This window comes from Polaromonas sp. (genome assembly GCF_029945685.1).
In the GTDB taxonomy this organism is placed as follows: domain Bacteria; phylum Pseudomonadota; class Gammaproteobacteria; order Burkholderiales; family Burkholderiaceae_C; genus Polaromonas.
Map to the genome: position 1 here is coordinate 1 of NZ_JAQSDA010000013.1, position 16,980 is coordinate 16,980.

Here is a 16,980-nt window from a genome sequence, read left to right on the forward strand (position 1 = left end):
TTGTCTGAGCGCAGCGAGTTCGAGCCCGGCCCCGGCTGGACCGAGCACCGCAGGTCGCCCGTAGCGAAGCGGAGGGACGCAGACAGCAGGGTCGCCTTTTCTTTTGCTTACTTTTCTTTTGGCGACGCAAAAGAAAAGTGAGTTGCCGCCGGGCAACCCCCGGCTTGCTGGCAAACCCCCAACGCATGAGGGAAACGGTTTCGAAAGGCTCAGCCCGAACGGGCAGAAAAACTAAACCTCGGCCGCCCGCTTGTAAGCCTGCGCCGCAGCCGCCGCATCACCGCGCTGCTCGGCCAGCAGTGCCAGCGCGCGCCAGGCATTGCGGTGCAGGGTGCCGTCCTGCAGGGCCAGCACGGCCTGGGACAGCAGCTGCTGGGCCTTGCCCCAGAGCTGGCGCTTCAGGAAAGCCATGCCAGCGAGGTACTGGACATTGGCATCACGCGGCCGCAGCTGCTGCGCGGTCTCGATGCGCGCCAGCCAGGCGGCGTCGATGGAGTCCAGCCCCTGCTCGAGCACCCGGATCAACTTGATGCGCTGGGAGTCGCTGACCTCGGAGTGCGGCCGCATCACCGGCTCCCAGACCTGCAGCAGCCAGCTGCGGGCCAGGTCGGCGTCGCCGTGCAGGGCCATCAGCCGCGCGGCGGCATGGATCACCAGCTCGGGCATGGCGCGCTCAACGGCGTCGAGGGACTGCCAGGCGGTTTGCAGTTGCGCCGGATCATGGGCGCCGCCGAGCAGCTCGAGCGCCAGCCCGCGGACAATGCTCTGCGCCGCAGAGGGTGAAAAAGCCCGGTGTTTGGCCAGCAGGCGCGCGGTTTCCAGAGCCTGTGAAATCTGCCCGGCCTGGCGCGTGGCACGCAGTTTGGTGCGCAGCGCCAGGGTGCGGCGCGATGCGCCCTGCGGCAACTGGTTGAGCAGCTCCAGCGCGCCGACCGGGTCGCGGTCATCGAGTGCCCAGCGCGCGGCGCGCAACTGCACACCTTCACGGGTCTCCTGGGCAATCCGGTGGCTGCTGACTTCCAGCGCCTGTTGCAGCTGCTCTTCACGCTCGGCCTTGTTCTGCAGGGCCTGCGCACTTTCGGCGGCCAGCAGGTGAGCCAGCAAACGGAGCTGGGTCGCGCGCGCCGGACTGTAGCCGCCGACATGGCCGGAGGCCTGGGCCAGCAGGCTGAGGCTTTTTTCCTGGGTGATGGCGTTCTGCGCAAGCTTGGCCGCGCGGATAAAGCGCCCGGCCATCAGGTGCGACAACGCGTCCATGAAGGCGGCGTACATGGCGCGCTCTTTTTGCTGGGCACGCCAGCGCCTGGCCTCGGCCGGCAGCGAAAACACCGCCACCGCGGCACGCAACGCCAGGTACAGCAGGGTGAACAGGCCGGCCAGCAGCAGCACCAGCAGGTTGAAGGAAATGTCGACACGGTGCGGCGGCCAGAACAGCGTGACCACCGCCTGGTTGTTGCCGGCCACCAGCGCCACCGCCACCGCAATGCCGAACAGGGCCAGGAGCCAGAGAGCGCTGCGCATGACCTGCTCCCCTGCTAGCGGCCTGCGGCCGCCGTGGCCAGCGCGGCCAGGGTTTCGTCCAGGCGCGGCAGCTCGCTGGACTTCATCTGGTTTTGCACCTGCTGCAGCAGCTGGGTTGCCGCCTGGGTCCTGCGCGACGCGGGGTCAAAGTACTTCGCCATCGAGGCGCCGGCAGCGGCCAGGTCGGAACGGGCGCTGGCCGTCTGGCGCGAAAGCAGGCCCAGCCGTGCATTGAGCAGTTTGAGCTTGAGGTTCTCACGCAGGAAAAACGCCTGCTCGGGCGCCAGCAGGGCGGCGTCGGGCTGGTCGATGCGGCTCACCCGCAGCAGGCCGCGGGCTTCGTCCAGCGTGCCCTGCAGCGTGCGCTGCCACCAGGCCCGGAGCGCCAGGCTGTCCAGCCAGGCCATGGAAGTGCCGGCTGCGGAGGCGGGGCGGACCGGCGCGGGTGCAGCCGCGGGCGCCACCAGGCGGGCGGCGGCTGCGCCGGTCACCATGGCGTTGGCCAGCGGCAGCTCGTCCACCGCACGTGCCAGCTCGTCGAGTTTGAGCAGCAGGCCGGGCACATCGGTCACGGTGGTGGCCTTGATGCGCTCCACGTCCCGGGCAATGGCGCGCTGCAGCGGATTGAGGCGCGGCTGCGCGGCGCGCGCCAGCCGCTGGTCAGCTGATCTGAGCGCCGCCAGCAGTGGCTCGGCGCTGCCCGTCAGTTGGGCCTGCTGCTGGGCCAGCCGCAACGCGGACTCCACATCGACCACCAGGTTTTCATCGCGCGACCGCGACAGGCTCTGCATCAGTTCTTCCAGCTGAGTGCGCTGCAGGCTCACTTCGCTGAGCCGCGTCTCGAGCAGCGCCAACCGTGCCGTCATTTCACGCGTGCCTTCCTGCGCCTGGCGCGCCAGCGTGCGGGCCTCGATGGCCTGCGCGCCCGAATCAGTGCTGCGCCGCGCCAGTTCTTCCTGGATGGTGCCCAGCTTTTGCCACAGCAGGATGCCGAGAACGAGGCCGGCGACAGCCACCCACCCGGTCACCAGCAACCAGCGACGGTTGGACCCCACGCTCCCCACTGCGTGAGCCTCCGGCGACTCGCTGCCCCTTTCACTTGAGAATGGGGCTGAACTTGCTCGGGGCGGCCCTTCGCTGCGTTCTGCCGCCGACACGCGCTCCGCGGCTGGCACCGGCAAGGGAGGGGGGACGGGTTCGCTGTCGCTCATGGTGACATTGATTCTATCGAGCCCACGATGTCTGTTATCTCCGGCCGTGACTGAACAACAACACCCCAACCGGCGGCACGCGCCGCTTCGGCAATGCGCGGGTGGGTGGCGACAGCGCGGGCACGCGACCAGTCGCCTGCCGGCAGGTGGGCCAGCGCCTCGGAGCTGCTGAGCAGCCAGACCGAGCCGTCGTGCGTCGCGGCGTCGATGCGCCGGCGCTGCGCTTCGGTGAACTCCGGCGCGCGGCGTTGGTACACCGCCACCACATCGACACGGGCGCCTGCTGCGACAAATTTCTGCGCCAGCCAGTCGCGCCCGGCACCGCCCGCCCCGTCCTGGCCTGCACCCTGACCGCGCACGATCAACACACGCTGGCCCTGCCAGTGGCGCCGGCCAACCACCGCCCACAAGGCTTCGGAATCAAATTGCCCGGCGTCTGCCGCAGGGGCGTCGATCAACGCGTCGGGCACGCCGGCCCGGCGCAGCGCAGCCACCGTGCCCGGGCCGGGCGCCAGCCAGCGTGGCCCTGTGCTTGCTACTGAATCAGGAGCTGCTTGCGCCCTGTGCAAAAGGGCTGCAGCCTGATTTGACGTAAACAATCCGTCCACGGCGTTGCCGCTGACAAACATCAAGGCCGCATAAGCGTTGATCTCGCGCCAGGCCTGCTGCAGGGCCGGTGTTTCGGCCAGCGCGACGATTTCGATCAGGGGCAGCGCTTCGGCCTGCAGGCCGTGCGTTTGCAGTGCCTGCACCCAGCCGGCAGCCTCGCGCTCAGGCCGGGTGACGATGACACGCACAGCGTTCAAGGCTGTGGCGCATTGGCGGCCCAGACGGCGCCGCCGGCACGCAGGGAAGCGGCCACGCGTTCACCCAGGGCCTCGGCGTCGGCGAAGCTGCGAACCGGCGCACGGTGTTCGGCACGCACCAGCGGCTGGCCGGCCACCCCCTGTCCGTCCGCGCCGGGCTCACCCCAGGCGGCTTGCAGGGTCATCTCGTCGCCTTGTTGCGGTTCGCGGATGAAGGCGGCCAGCGGCATCGAACAACTGCCGCCCATGGCGCGCGAGACGGTGCGCTCGGCCGTCACGGCCAGCCAGGTCGGCTGGTGCGCCAGCGTGGCCAGCGCGTCCAGCAGATCCTGCCGGTCAGCCCGCACCTCGATGCCCAGCGCGCCCTGCCCGGCGGCCGGCAGCATCTCCGCCGGATCGAAGGCGCAGCGGATGCGGGACGCCAGCCCCAGACGCTTCAGGCCGGCGGCCGCCAGCACGATGGCCTGGTACTGGCCTTCGTCGAGCTTGCGCAGTCGGGTGTCGAGGTTGCCGCGCAGCGGTTCAATTTTCAGGTCCGGCCGCAAGGCCTTGAGCAGCACCAGGCGGCGCAGGCTGGAGGTGCCGACGACGGCGCCGGGCGGCAACGCGTCCAGCGACGCAAAGTGATTCGACACCAGCGCATCGCGCGGGTCCTCGCGCTCGAGCACGCAGGCCAGGGCGAAGCCGGCGGGCAGGTCCATGGGCACGTCCTTGAGCGAATGCACGGCGAGGTCGGCGCGTCCGTCGAGCAGCGCGGTTTCCAGTTCCTTGACGAACAGCCCCTTGCCGCCGACCTTGCTCAGCGAGCGATCCAGGATCTGGTCGCCCAGCGTGGTCATGCCCAGCAGCCCGACCTGCCAGCCCAGGCGGGTCTCCAGCAAGGCCTTGACGTGTTCCGCCTGCCACAGGGCGAGCCGGCTTTCGCGCGTGGCAATGACAACGCGGGGAGAAGGGGAAGAAGCTGCGCTCACTCGTAACCTGTTTGTAATCTTGGGGGGTGCCCGGATGCTAGCATGCTGCACTGCAAAACAAGAGCCAACACGAGGTGAACCATGGTAACGACGGCGCGTGCGACCCCCCCCAAGGAACAAGCCGGGGGAACTGCCAGAGAAGGTGAACGAACGCGCGCCCGAAGCAGGGACAACGAGCGCCCGCTGGTCGAGGACATCCGCCTGCTGGGCCGCATCCTCGGTGACGTGATCCGCGAGCAGGAAGGGGTGGCCGCCTATGAACTGATCGAGGAAGTGCGCAAGCTGTCCGTCGCCTTTCGCCGCGACGCCGACCACGAGGCCGACAAGGCCCTCAAGAAGCTGCTCAAGGGCCTGTCCGGCGACCAGACCGTCAGTGTGATCCGCGCCTTCACCTACTTCAGCCACCTGGCCAACCTGGCCGAGGACCGGCACCATATCCGCCGGCGCGCCGTCCACGAACGTGCCGGCGACACCCAGGAAGGCAGCATCGAAGTGGCGCTGGCCCGCCTGCGCTGGGCGGGAATAGCTCCCAAAACAATAGCAAACATGCTGGCCCACAGTTTTGTCTCGCCGGTTCTCACCGCACACCCGACCGAGGTGCAACGCAAAAGCATCCTGGACGCGGAGCGTGCCATCGCGCAGCTGCTGACGGCGCGCGACGAAATCAAGGCGCTGGCCCTGGCCGTCCATGCGGCGCGCGACGCGCTGACGCCGCGCGAACTCGCCGCCAACGAGGCGCAGCTGCGCGCACGCGTGATGCAGCTGTGGCAGACCCGGCTGCTGCGTTTCACCAAACTCACGGTGGCCGACGAGATCGAAAACGCGCTCACCTATTACGAATCGACCTTCCTGCGCGAAATCCCCAAAATCTACGCCGACCTCGAACGCGCACTGGGCAACCAGCCGGTGCACAGCTTTCTGCGCATGGGCCAGTGGATAGGCGGTGACCGGGACGGCAACCCCCATGTCAGCGCGGACACCCTCAACTACGCCCTGCGCCGCCAGGCCGAAGTGGCGCTGCGCCACTACCTGACCGAGGTGCATTACCTGGGCGGCGAACTCTCGCTGTCGGCCATGCTGGTGGACTTCACGCCGCAGATGCGGGCGCTGGCCGAAAGCTCGCCCGACACCAACGAACACCGCCAGGACGAGCCCTACCGCCGCGCACTGACCGGTGTTTATGCACGGCTGGCCGCCACCCTGAAAGACCTCACCGGCACCGAGGCCGCGCGCCATGCGGTGGCGCCGCAAAACGCCTACCTCACGTCCGGGGACTTCCTGGCCGACCTGCGCACCATTGAAGGCTCGCTGCAAGCCAACCACGGCGGCGCGCTGGTCGCGCAGCGCCTGCACCCGCTGATCCGTGCGGTCGAGGTGTTCGGCTTTCACCTGGCCACGGTGGACCTGCGCCAGAGTTCCGACAAACACGAGGAAGTGGTTGCCGAGCTGCTCGCCGTCGCGCGTATCGAACCCCACTACGAGGGCCTGGACGAAATGGCCAAGCGGGACCTGCTGATGCAGTTGCTCAACGACGCCCGGCCGCTGCGTGTGGTCGGCACCACCTACTCGGCGCACGCCACCGGCGAGCTGGCAATCTTCGAGGCCGCCCGCACGGCGCGTGCCCGTTTTGGCAAGGAAGCCATCCGCCACTACATCATCAGCCACACTGAAACGGTGAGCGACCTGCTTGAAGTGCTGCTGCTGCAAAAGGAAGTGGGCCTGATGCACGGCATCCTCAACGACTCCCACGCCCAGACCTCCGGGTCCGTCGCGGCCCCCAGGGCGGGTGGCCGCGCCTCGGGGCGGGCCGGCGGCGCGGCGGACAGCGGTGCCACCAGCGACCTGATCGTTGTGCCCCTCTTCGAGACGATTGAAGACCTGCGCAATGCCGCCCCCATCATGCGGGAGTTTTATGACCTGCCCGGCGTCGCCGGACTCGTGCAGCGCAGCGGCGCCGAGCAGGACATCATGCTCGGCTACTCGGACAGCAACAAGGATGGCGGCATCTTCACCAGCAACTGGGAGCTGTACCGCGCCGAGATCGCGCTGGTCGAGCTGTTCGACCAGCTCGCCAACTCGCACAATATTCAACTGCGCATGTTCCACGGCCGCGGCGGCACCGTCGGGCGTGGCGGCGGGCCCAGCTACCAGGCCATCCTGGCGCAACCCCCGGGCACGGTGCGCGGGCAGATCCGCCTGACCGAGCAGGGCGAAGTCATCGGCTCCAAATACGCCAACCCGGAAATCGGCAGGCGCAACCTGGAGACCCTGGTCGCCGCCACGCTGGAAGCCACGCTGCTGCAGCCCACCAAGCCGGCCACCAAGGCCTTTCTGCAGGCCGCCGACCAGCTGTCGCAGGCCAGCATGGCTGCCTACCGCGCGCTGGTTTATGAAACACCTGGCTTCACCGAGTATTTTTTCAGCGCCACGCCGATCCGCGAGATTGCCGAGCTCAACATCGGCTCCCGGCCGGCTTCCAGAAAAGCCACCCAGAAGATCGAGGACCTGCGCGCCATCCCCTGGGGCTTCAGCTGGGGCCAGTGCCGCCTGACCCTGCCGGGCTGGTATGGCTTTGGCGCGGCGATCGCGCAGTTTCTCGAGCAGGGCGGCACGCCGGCCAGCCGCAAGGAAGCGCTCGCCCTGCTGCAGAAGATGTACAGGCAGTGGCCGTTTTTCCGCACCCTGCTGAGCAACATGGACATGGTGCTGGCCAAAAGCGACCTGGCGCTGGCCTCGCGGTATGCCGAACTCGTCGGCGACACACGCCTGCGCAAAAAAATATTCAGCGCGATCGAGGCCGAGTGGCACCGCACGGCCGAAGCGCTGACCCTGATCACCGGCGACAGGCAGCGCCTGGCCAACAACGCGGCCCTGCAGCGCTCCATCCGCCACCGCTTTCCCTACATCGACCCGCTGCATCACCTGCAGGTCGAGCTGGTGCGCCGCTACCGCGAGGGCAAGGCCGACGACCGTGTGCAGCGCGGCATCCACATCTCGATCAACGGCATCGCGGCGGGCTTGCGCAACACCGGCTGAGGTCTTCCCCGGGCTGTGATTGCTATTGATTCGGTAGCTGCCGGCTCTTTCCAGATAAGGGCTGGCAGCCTTTTTTATCCAGATTGCCTTCAAAGGTGATGGGCGCAAACAACGCAAAAAATGGCGCTTTAGCCAATGAGGTCCCTGTGAATCCGTCCGCTGCCCATGCCGAACTCATCGCCACGTACCGGAGGGCGCAGGCAGAGGCTGCCCATAAGTCCGGATTGATCAAGGCTGCTGCAACCAAAGGACCCAAGGCGATTCAGGCAGCCGTCGAAACAGCCGCCAAGGCAGCAAAACGGCGGGATTCGTATGCAAAAAAACTGGCCCTTCTGGGGGTGGTCCTCAAGGATTGAGCAGCGGACGCCGAAGCGCGGGTCGGGTTGCGGATAATCGGGATTTGGAAAGAACACCGATGGGAATCGAAGAACCACAAGAACCGGAAGACCTGGAAGAACCGGAGCCGGTAGAGGAATACGTCCCTGGCATCGCGGGCGGCCGGCACTACATGGCCCGGCTGTGTCATGTCCCTGACGGTCCCTGGTCCATAGCGGTCATTCATGTGGAATCACTGCCGCCTTTGCACGACAGCAAAAGGACTTGGCCCACCCGCGAGGAGGCCGTTCAGGCGGCAGACACGCTGGTTGCAAACCTGGGTCACTGAGCCGGGGTCATCAGAGCGCCGCCCCGCCTGGGAGCGGGCCCGTTCGCTCCGGCTTGCAGCCAGGCGATTTCCTGCCCGGCAACGACAGCACGGACTACAGTTCTTTTTTTCTCACCGGCCCAGGCCGGGCGGCAGATCCGGCGGCCATCCGCCCGCAGACGACACTGTCGGACTGCTCCTACAGGTGTTCCAGTGAAATCCGATGGCGCCAACCCCGGGTGAACCCTAGGATAGGTTTTAACGCCACTCGGCATTGCCCCCGGCAGTGCCGGCGATCACCCCCATTGGAGCCTGAACCATGTCCACGCCACACGCCGAGGCGGTCAGCCGCCTTTCCGCCCATCATGACTCCATGAGCAACCAGCACGTGAGCAGTGACTTCATGGCACTGGCCGCCCACATGAACGATTGCCAGCGTTCGCGTGGCCGCTTTTTTGCACTGCGCGCCGCGCTGGAGTCCCTGCACGCCACGGCGTCGCCGCGCATCGTGACCACGGGCGCCCTCTTCGTCTGCTGCGGCGTGGCCCTGCTGGCCGTGGTTTGAGGGGGTGGACGCCGCTGTTCTTGACCGGCTGGAATCCCTCACCCCGCACGCACGCCAGATCCTCCTGACCCAGCGGTCGGAGGCCGACCCGCCCATACGCGCCGAACTGTTCGGCATCCACCGCTTCGAACAACACGGCCGCAGCCTGGCGGCGGCCCAGACGGTGCAGGCCGACGGACCGTCGCGGCGCGGCGCTTCCTTTTTCCCGCGCGTCGAGGAAAACCTGGTCGCGCTGCGCCACGCCTACGACTATGTGGCGCTGACCTCGAGCACCGGCCACTATGTGACACCCGCCGCCGAATGGCTGCTCGACAACTTTCACCTTGTCGAAGCCCAGCTGCAGCAGATCCGTGAAGGCGTGCCGCGGCGTTACTACGCGAGCCTGCCCAAACTGGCGGACGCACCGCTGGAAGGCCTGCCGCGCGTCTACGGCATTGCCTGGGCCTACGTCGCCCATACCGACAGCGTGCTCAACCCGGAACTGTTCACCGCCTTTCTCAACGCCTACCAGGAGAAAAGCGAACTGCGGCTGAGCGAGCTCTGGGCCCTGCCGACCACCCTGCGCGTGGTGCTGCTTGAGAACCTGCGCCGCATGGCCGACAACATTGCACAAAGCAAGGTGGCCCGGGAAGTCGCCCATGCGGTCTGGGACTGCGTGGACCGGCTCGGCGACGCCGACCTCGACGCGATCAGCGACCTGATGCAGCGTCGGGGGCTGCAGCGCAACTACCTCACGCAGCTGTGGCAACGCATGCCGACGGTCAAGCTGGACATTTCGCCCTCACTCGTGCTCTGGACCGAACGGCACTGCCCGGACGGACCGGCGCTGATGGTGGAAAGCCAGACCGCGCAGGTGGCCGCCAACCTCACCGTCGGCAACATCATCACCACCCTGCGCCTGATCGGACAGGTTGACTGGGTCGAGCTGATCGAGCCGGTGAGCCGCTCGCTGCGCATGCTGCACCGGCTGCCCAGCTTTGCCCGGGAAAGCGAACTGACGCGCCAGCAGATCACCCAGTCCATGGAGCGGCTGGCACGCCTGAGCCGCCATTCCGAACGTGAGGTGGCCAAAGCCGTCGTCGCCGCCGCGCGCGCGGTGCCGAATGCGCAGCCTGCAAGCGCCGTGGAGCGCACCGCCGGCCATTACCTGCTGGGCAACGGCCGGGCCGCCCTCGAGGCGAGCCTGGGCATGGCGGCAAGCGGCGCGCCTGCGGCCGCCTTGCGCCACTGGCGTCTCTGGCGCCTGCCGCTGTACATCACCACGATCGTCATCGGCACCGCCCTCATCGTGCTGGCCGCAGCCCACCGCATGGACATGCACAGCTGGCCGGCACTTGCGGCGCTGTTCCTGCTGGCCTGGCCGGCGTCCGAAGCCGCTGCGGCCTTCATGCACCGCCTGATCGCCGAATCGCTCAAGATCCGCTTCCTGCCGCGGCTCGATTTCGCGGCCGGCATTCCGCCCGAACACCGCGTGCTGGTGGTGCTGCCGACGCTGCTGAGCTCCAGCGCGACGATTGGCGAACTGGCAGAACGGCTTGAGCTGCACTGGCTGGCCAACCGCGAACGCGAGGCCCAGTTTGCCCTGCTGACCGACTGGGTGGATGCCCCGCGGGAAACCATGCCTGGTGACAAAGACCTGCTGGATGCAGCCCTCGCGCAAGTGAACGCACTCAATGCACGCCACCCCGCGCCGGCCGGGGCGCCGACGCGCTTTCTGCTGATCCATCGCCCGCGCCAGTGGTGCGACACCCAGCAGAAATGGCTGGGCTGGGAGCGCAAGCGGGGCAAACTCGAACAGTTGCTGCGCTCGCTGGTCACCGGCAGCATGGACGGCTTCCTGCCGCTGGCGGAAGGCCAGCGGCTGGCCGACCCCATCCCCTACATCGTGACGCTGGACAGCGACACCGGCCTGCCGCCCGGCGCCCTGCGCGACCTCGTTGCCGTGGCGGCCCACCCGCTGAACATGCCGCGGGTCGACGCCGCCTCGCGCCGCGTGGTGGCCGGCTACGGCATACTGCAGCCGCGCGTGGTCACGCCGTTGCCGGGACCCGCCGAACGCACCCCTTTTCACCGCCTGTTTGCCGGGCAGTGCGGCATCGACCCGTACAGCAATGGCGTCTCCGAGGTGTACCAGGATCTGTTCGGCAGCGGCAGTTTCAGCGGCAAGGGCCTGCTGCATGTCGCTGCGGTGCATGCCGTCCTCGACGAGCGCTTGCCCACCGGGTCCATTCTCAGTCACGACCTGCTTGAAGGCAGCATCGCGCGCTGCGGCTTTGTCAGCGACGTTGCGCTGGTCGAAGAGCAACCCCACCACGCCGGTGTGGCCGCCTCGCGCATTCACCGCTGGACGCGCGGCGACTGGCAACTGCTGCCCTTCATGGCTCGCGCCAGCCACTACGGCATCGACGCGTTGGGGTTATGGAAAATGACCGACAACCTGCGTCGTTCGGTCGTCATTCCCGCCACCGTCGGCCTGCTCGCCTGCGTTGTTTTCACGGCGGCCCTGCCGCTGGCCACGGCACTGTCGGTCACCTTCGCGGCCCTGCTGGCCGGTCCCCTGCTCGGCGCGCTGGCTGGCCTGGTTCCGACGCGCCGCGGCATCGCCTGGGGTCATTTTTTCCATGTGGGCCGCAGCGAGGTGCTGCGCGCCCTGGGCGCCGCCGTCTGGCAGTTCAGCCAGTTGCCGGTGCAGGCCGCCCTGCTGCTCGACGCCATCGTGCGCTCCGTCTGGCGCATGAGCGTAAGCCGGCGCGGACTGCTGGAGTGGAGCACCGCCGCCCAGGCCCAGGCCGCCGCACGCCATGAGCTTTCCGCCTTCGTGCGCCAGCAGGCACCGGTGTCACTGCTTTGCGCGGCGCTGGCGGTCGCCGCACTGTGGAGCCCCCACCCCGTCGCCGGCACAGCGCTGTTCCTGCTGTGGACGGTGTCGCCGCTGGCCGCCTGGTGGGCCAGCCGGCCGCGTGCGCCTAACCCCGCGCATCACCTGCGCGACGAGGACCGGGCCTACCTGCACACGCTGGCGCGCGACACCTGGCGCTTTTTCGAGCATTCGGTCGGTGCCGAGGACAACCACCTGCCGCCGGACAACCTGCAATTGGTGCCCGAGCCGACGCTGGCGCATCGCACCTCGCCGACCAACATCGGCCTGTACCTGCTGGCCATCTGCTGCGCCCGCGAGTTCGGCTGGATCAGCACGAACGAAGTCATCAGCCGGCTGCAAGCCTCGCTGGACAGCGTGGACCGCCTGCCCCGGCACGACGGCCACCTGCTCAACTGGTACGACACACGAACGCTGGAGGTGCTGCAACCGGCCTATGTGTCGGTCGTCGACAGCGGCAACCTGGCCGGCCTGCTGCTGGCCGTCGCGCAGGCCTGTACCGGCCTGGCGAAAAGCGGTGCCGACGGCAAGCCGGCGCAGGCCAGCCTGCTGCAATTGGCCGCGCGCTGCCAGGCCCTGTACGCGGCCATGGACTTTCGCGGCCTGTACGACGCCAAGCGCCACCTGTTTCATATCGGCCTGCGCGTGCAGGAACATGCGCTCGACGCGAGTTATTACGACCTGCTGGCCTCCGAGTCCCGGCTGACCAGTTTTCTGGCGGTTGCCAAGGGCGACGTTCCGCGGCGCCACTGGGCCGCCCTCGGCCGCCCCTTCCTGTCGGTGGGCGTGGTGCCGGGCCTGAAGTCCTGGTCGGGCTCGATGTTCGAATACCTGATGCCCTCGCTGCTGATGTCCGAGCCCGGTTATGGTCTGCTGCACACGGCGGCCCGCGCGGCGGTGGCCGAGCAGCAAGCCTGGGGCGTTGCGCACCAACTCCCGTGGGGCGTGTCGGAGTCCGGCTATTTCGCCCAGGACCATTCGCTGGCCTTCCAGTACTCGCCTTTCGGCGTGCCGCGCCTGGCGCTGCGACGCACCCCGCCCACCGACCGCGTGATCGCGCCCTACGCCACCCTGCTGGCCACGCTGTTCGATGCGCGCGGCGCCGTGCGCAATCTGCAGCGCCTGGAAAAACTGGGCGCGCGCGGCGAGCTGGGGTTTTATGAAGCCCTGGACTTCACCGTCGCACGCCAGCCGGAAAGGTCGGACGCCCAGGCGTCCAGCCTGGTTGAGGCGTACATGGCACACCACCAGGGCATGGCGCTGGCGGCGCTGTGCAACGTGCTTTGCAGGCATGCACCGCGGCGCTGGTTCTGCGCCGACCCGCTGGTTCGTGCGCATGAGGCCCTGCTGCATGAAAACACCCCGCGCCAGATTGTCCGCAGTGCCGACCCGCGCCCGCCGCCCGAGCCCGGCGGCTACACGCCCGAGCCGGTGTTCCAGTCACGCGAGCTGAACCCGCTGGGCAGCGGCTGGAAACCCACCCACCTGCTGTCCAACGGTCATTACAACGTCGCCCTGCGCGCCAACGGCGCCGGGCTGAGCCGCTGGCGCGGCCGCAACATCACGCGCTGGCGCGATGACCTGCTGCGTGACAGCTACGGCAGTTTTTTCTACCTGGTCCATGGCGATGCGGACGGCCTCCCCGCTATCAGCTCGCTCACGGCCCGGCCGGCGCCGGGCCCGGGCTGGCACTACCAGGCCCGTTTCATGGCCGACCGGGTGCAGTACGACGCGCAGGGCGAGGACCTGAGCACCACGCTGACCGTGCTGGTCAGCCCCGAAGACGACACCGAGCTGCGCACCGTGACGCTGCTCAACACCGGACGCACGGAGCGGGTGCTGGAGCTGGTGTCCTGCTTCGAGGCGGTGCTGGCCGACCCGCGCGCCGACGAGGCCCACCCGGCGTTTTCCAGCCTGTTTGTGCAGACCCGCTGGGAGCCGCAGTGGCGCGCCCTCATGCTGACGCGCCGGCCGCGCCTGCATGGCGACCCGCAGATGACGGTGGCGCATTTTCTGGCCGAGGCCGATGCTGACCTGATCTCGGTGGCGTGTATTGCCGACCGCCGCGTGTTCGCCGGACGCCACCACCCGGCGCACCAGCCCGCCCTGGGCGAGCAACCCTTTGATACGCAGGACCAGCCAGTCAACGGCCTGGACCCGGTGGCCAGCCTGCGCGTGACCCTGCGGCTGGCACCGGGCGCGCTGGCGCGCCTGAGTTTTGCCACGACGGCCGCCGAAACGGCGGACGAGCTGGTGCCCCGCATCGACAAATACCTGCAGCCCATGCATGTGGAGCGTGCCACCCGCATGGCCGCCACGCTGGCCCAGGTGCGGCTGCGCGACCTGGCGCTCACGCCTGAGGAAAACCTGGCGCTGCAGGACATGAGCACGGCGCTGATGTACAGCGTAGGCCGGCCGGCAGAACGCACGCCGCTGGACCAGCGCCAGCTCTGGCGCTTCGGCCTGTCCGGCGACAAGCCCATCGTGCTGCTGCGCATCCATTCCCCCAGCGGCCTGCCGCTGGTGCACGCCCTGCTCCGCGCCCAGCCCTGGTGGGCCTTTGGCGGAATGGCGGTCGATGTGGTGGTGGTCAACAGCGAGGTCAACTCCTACCTCATGCCGCTGCAGCGCGACATCCTCGCGCTGCGCGACCGCCTGACGCAGGCGGTGCAGCACAGCTTTCCGCGCGATCAGGCCGCATCGACGGCAGCGGGTTTTTTCCTGCTGCGCGAGCAGGAAATGTCCATTGGCGAAAAAAGCGCGCTGACCGGGCTGGCCCGCGTGGTGCTCAACGCCGACGGGCGGCCGCTGGAAGTGCAGGTTGCGGCCCTGCGCGAAAGCTGGCTGCCCAAGCGGGGCGACGCGGTGGCGCAGACCGCGCTGGCCGGTCACGCGCCGGTCGCGGCAGCCGGGGTGGCAACGGGCGGCTTCGATGCCGCCAGCGGTGAATACCGGTTCGAGCTGACAGGCGGTCAGCGCTTGCCCCGGCCCTGGGTCAACGTCATCGGCAACCCGTCGTTTGGTTTTCAGGTGTCGGAGACCGGCAGTGGCTACACCTGGGCCGGCAACAGCCGCATGCACCAGGTGACCCCCTGGTCGAACGACCCGGTGCGCGATCCGGCGTTTGAACACTGGCTGCTGCAGGATCTGGACAGCGGCGAGGTTTTTCCGCTGGCGCCCTCGCTGCTGGCCGCACCGGCCAGCAGCTGGCGCATCAGCCATGGTCAGGGCTATTCGGTGTTTGAGGGGCGGCACGCCGGCCTGCAGCTGGAGACCACGTTTTTTGCCGACCTGCATGACGCGATCAAGGTGGTGCAGGTGCGCGTGCGGCTCGAGCGGGGCGGCGCCCGGCGGCGGCTGCGCGCCATCGCCATGGTCGAGTGGCAGATGGGTGAAGCCAGGGGCAACCGGCGCACGCTGCACACCTGGAACGGCGCCGAACGGGTGGCCGTGTTTGCCCAGCAGCGCGAAAGCCGCGACGGTTTTGGCGGCAGCACGGCCTTCCTGGCCCTGTCGGGCGCGGCGGGGGGCACGCAATGGACCTGCGACCGCGCGGAGTTTTTTGACACGCTGGGCCAGCTGGTGCTGCCCGACACCCTGGGGCGGCGCAGCGGCGGCGCCATCGACCCGTGCGCCGCCCTCAGCAGCGAGTTCGCGCTGGCGGGCAGCGCAGACCTGAGGTTCAGCTTCATCCTCGGCCATGCGGCCGACGGGGCCGGCGCCGAGCGGATGGCTGCGCAGTGGGCACAGCGGGACACCAGCCAGGCCCTGCAGCAGGTGCAGTCCTGGTGGTCGCAACTGCTGGGCACGGTGCAGGTCCGAACACCCGACCCCCTGTTCGACGCGCTGGTCAACCGCTGGCTGATCTACCAGACCGTGGTCTGCCGGCTGTGGTCCAAGGCCGGGTTCTACCAGGCCGGCGGCGCCTTCGGCTTTCGCGACCAGCTGCAGGACGCCATGGCGCTCGGCCTGGCCGACCCGGCGCGCCTGCGCGCGCAGATCGTTCTCAATGCCTCGCGCCAGTTCCCCGAAGGCGATGTGCAGCACTGGTGGCACGCACCGGGCGGCGAAGGCGTGCGCACGCATTTTTCCGACGACCTGCTCTGGCTGCCCCATGCCTGCGCGCACTACGTCGACATCACCGGCGACATTGCCCTGCTCGACGAATCGGTGGCCTTCATCGACGGACCGGCCATTCCCGAGGGCGCTGAAGACGCCTACTTCCCGCCGCAGACCAGCACGCAGTCGGCCAGCGTCTACGAACACTGCGCGCGCACCATTGACCGCAGCCTGGCCGTGGGCATGCACGGCCTGCCGCTGATGGGTACCGGTGACTGGAACGACGGCATGAACCGTGTCGGCCATGAGGGCAAGGGCGAGTCCGTCTGGCTGGGCTGGTTCCTGTGCCGCGTGGTGCAGGACTTTGCCCCGCTGGCCCAGGCCCGGGGCGACACCGCGCGCGCCGAACAATGGCTGCAGGCACGGCAAGGCTGGATCGCCGCGCTGCACGACGCCGGCTGGGACGGTGCCTGGTTCCGGCGTGCGTTTTTTGACAACGGCGCGCCGCTCGGCTCCAGCGCCAACAGCGAATGCCGCATCGACCTGATTGCGCAGGCCTGGTCGGTGCTGTCGGGTGCCTCCACCGAGCCCTTCACCGCGCCGGCCATGCTGGCCGTCAAGCAGCAGCTGATCGACCACGACGCCGGTCTGCTGCGCCTGCTGGACCCACCGCTTCAGCATGCCGCCAACAACCCGGGGTATATCCAGGCCTACCCGCCCGGCGTGCGTGAAAACGGCGGCCAGTACTCCCACGCCGGCGTCTGGGCCATGATGGCGCAGGCCCTGAGCGGGGACGTCGAAGCCGCTTGGCGCAGCTTCGAAGCCCTGAGCCCGGCGCACCGCAGCGCCCACCCGGTACGCGGCCCCGCCTACGAAATTGAACCCTATGTGCTGGCCGGCGACATCTACAGCGCAGCGCCCTATGTGGGGCGCGGCGGCTGGAGCTGGTACACCGGCTCGGCGGCCTGGCTGCACCGCGCGGCCATGGAAACGCTGCTCGGCCTGTCGGTTCGCCAGGGCGAGCTGTCGCTGACGCCGCGCGTGCCCGCGCACTGGCCTGCGTTCGGGATCACGCTGCGCCTGGACGGTCGTGTGGTGACGTTGCGCTGGCAGCGTGGCGCTGCGCCGGGCGAGGAAGGCTTCCAGCCGGACCGCGTGTTGGCGCCGGGTGAGGTGGTGCGGCTGGCCGACCTTCCGATGCAGGCCAGCCTGCTGGTGCAGGCCGGCCCCTGAGGCGACCGGCAGCCAAGATGCTACTTTTTTGGGAGCATGTTGCGCTTGCCGGATAAG

At 68.5% G+C, this 16,980-nt stretch carries 9 protein-coding genes; 5 read left to right on the forward strand and 4 right to left on the reverse strand.

Annotated elements, in window-relative coordinates; translation table 11 throughout:
* Positions 1–231 precede the first annotated feature (231 nt).
* The 4 genes from PSV26_RS09520 to hemC are packed head-to-tail and all read right to left on the reverse strand — an operon-like array spanning position 232 to position 4,509.
* Positions 232–1,521, reverse strand: a complete 1,290-nt coding sequence (locus PSV26_RS09520) for a heme biosynthesis HemY N-terminal domain-containing protein (RefSeq protein ID WP_300570109.1) — start codon at positions 1,519–1,521, stop codon at positions 232–234.
* A gap of 14 nt (positions 1,522–1,535) precedes the next feature.
* A complete protein-coding gene (locus PSV26_RS09525; protein ID WP_300570290.1) occupies positions 1,536–2,678 on the reverse strand; it encodes a uroporphyrinogen-III C-methyltransferase in 1,143 nt (380 codons plus the stop codon).
* Between the two features lie 50 nt (positions 2,679–2,728).
* A complete protein-coding gene (locus tag PSV26_RS09530) occupies positions 2,729–3,538 on the reverse strand; it encodes a uroporphyrinogen-III synthase (protein WP_300570111.1) in 810 nt (269 codons plus the stop codon).
* The gene (hemC, locus tag PSV26_RS09535) at positions 3,535–4,509 is read right to left on the reverse strand and encodes a hydroxymethylbilane synthase (RefSeq protein WP_300514677.1); all 975 of its coding nucleotides are present in this window, start codon (positions 4,507–4,509) and stop codon (positions 3,535–3,537) included. Before hemC ends, PSV26_RS09530 begins: the two co-directional genes overlap by 4 nt.
* 81 nt (positions 4,510–4,590) lie before the next feature.
* Here hemC and ppc point away from each other — a divergent pair, with 81 nt between their 5' ends.
* The 5 genes from ppc to PSV26_RS09560 all read left to right on the forward strand — a co-directional run bounded on the left by ppc (position 4,591) and on the right by PSV26_RS09560 (position 16,923).
* On the forward strand, positions 4,591–7,545 hold the full coding sequence (ppc, locus tag PSV26_RS09540; protein ID WP_300570114.1) for a phosphoenolpyruvate carboxylase: 2,955 nt from the start codon (positions 4,591–4,593) through the stop codon (positions 7,543–7,545).
* 98 nt (positions 7,546–7,643) lie between these two features.
* Positions 7,644–7,901 (forward strand): hypothetical protein, encoded by a 258-nt coding sequence (locus PSV26_RS09545; protein WP_366945988.1) that lies wholly within the window; start codon positions 7,644–7,646, stop codon positions 7,899–7,901.
* A gap of 59 nt (positions 7,902–7,960) precedes the next feature.
* Positions 7,961–8,209 carry a hypothetical protein gene (locus tag PSV26_RS09550; RefSeq protein WP_300570117.1) on the forward strand — a complete coding sequence of 83 codons (249 nt, stop codon included), beginning with the start codon at positions 7,961–7,963 and terminating at the stop codon, positions 8,207–8,209.
* 298 nt (positions 8,210–8,507) lie between these two features.
* On the forward strand, positions 8,508–8,753 hold the full coding sequence (locus PSV26_RS09555) for a hypothetical protein (protein WP_300514683.1): 246 nt from the start codon (positions 8,508–8,510) through the stop codon (positions 8,751–8,753).
* A gap of 4 nt (positions 8,754–8,757) precedes the next feature.
* Positions 8,758–16,923 carry a glucoamylase family protein gene (locus PSV26_RS09560; RefSeq protein WP_300570120.1) on the forward strand — a complete coding sequence of 2,722 codons (8,166 nt, stop codon included), beginning with the start codon at positions 8,758–8,760 and terminating at the stop codon, positions 16,921–16,923.
* The last annotated feature ends 57 nt before the right edge of the window (positions 16,924–16,980 follow it).

Excerpts from the sequence above, each read along its gene's own strand:
- PSV26_RS09555 (WP_300514683.1), top strand. The coding sequence starts at position 8,508 with ATGTCCACGCCACACGCCGAGGCGGTCAGCCGCCTTTCCGCCCATCAT.
- PSV26_RS09545 (WP_366945988.1), top strand. The coding sequence starts at position 7,644 with ATGGGCGCAAACAACGCAAAAAATGGCGCTTTAGCCAATGAGGTCCCT.
- PSV26_RS09550 (WP_300570117.1), top strand. The coding sequence starts at position 7,961 with ATGGGAATCGAAGAACCACAAGAACCGGAAGACCTGGAAGAACCGGAG.
- ppc (WP_300570114.1), top strand. The coding sequence starts at position 4,591 with ATGGTAACGACGGCGCGTGCGACCCCCCCCAAGGAACAAGCCGGGGGA.
- PSV26_RS09520 (WP_300570109.1), bottom strand. The coding sequence starts at position 1,521 with ATGCGCAGCGCTCTCTGGCTCCTGGCCCTGTTCGGCATTGCGGTGGCG.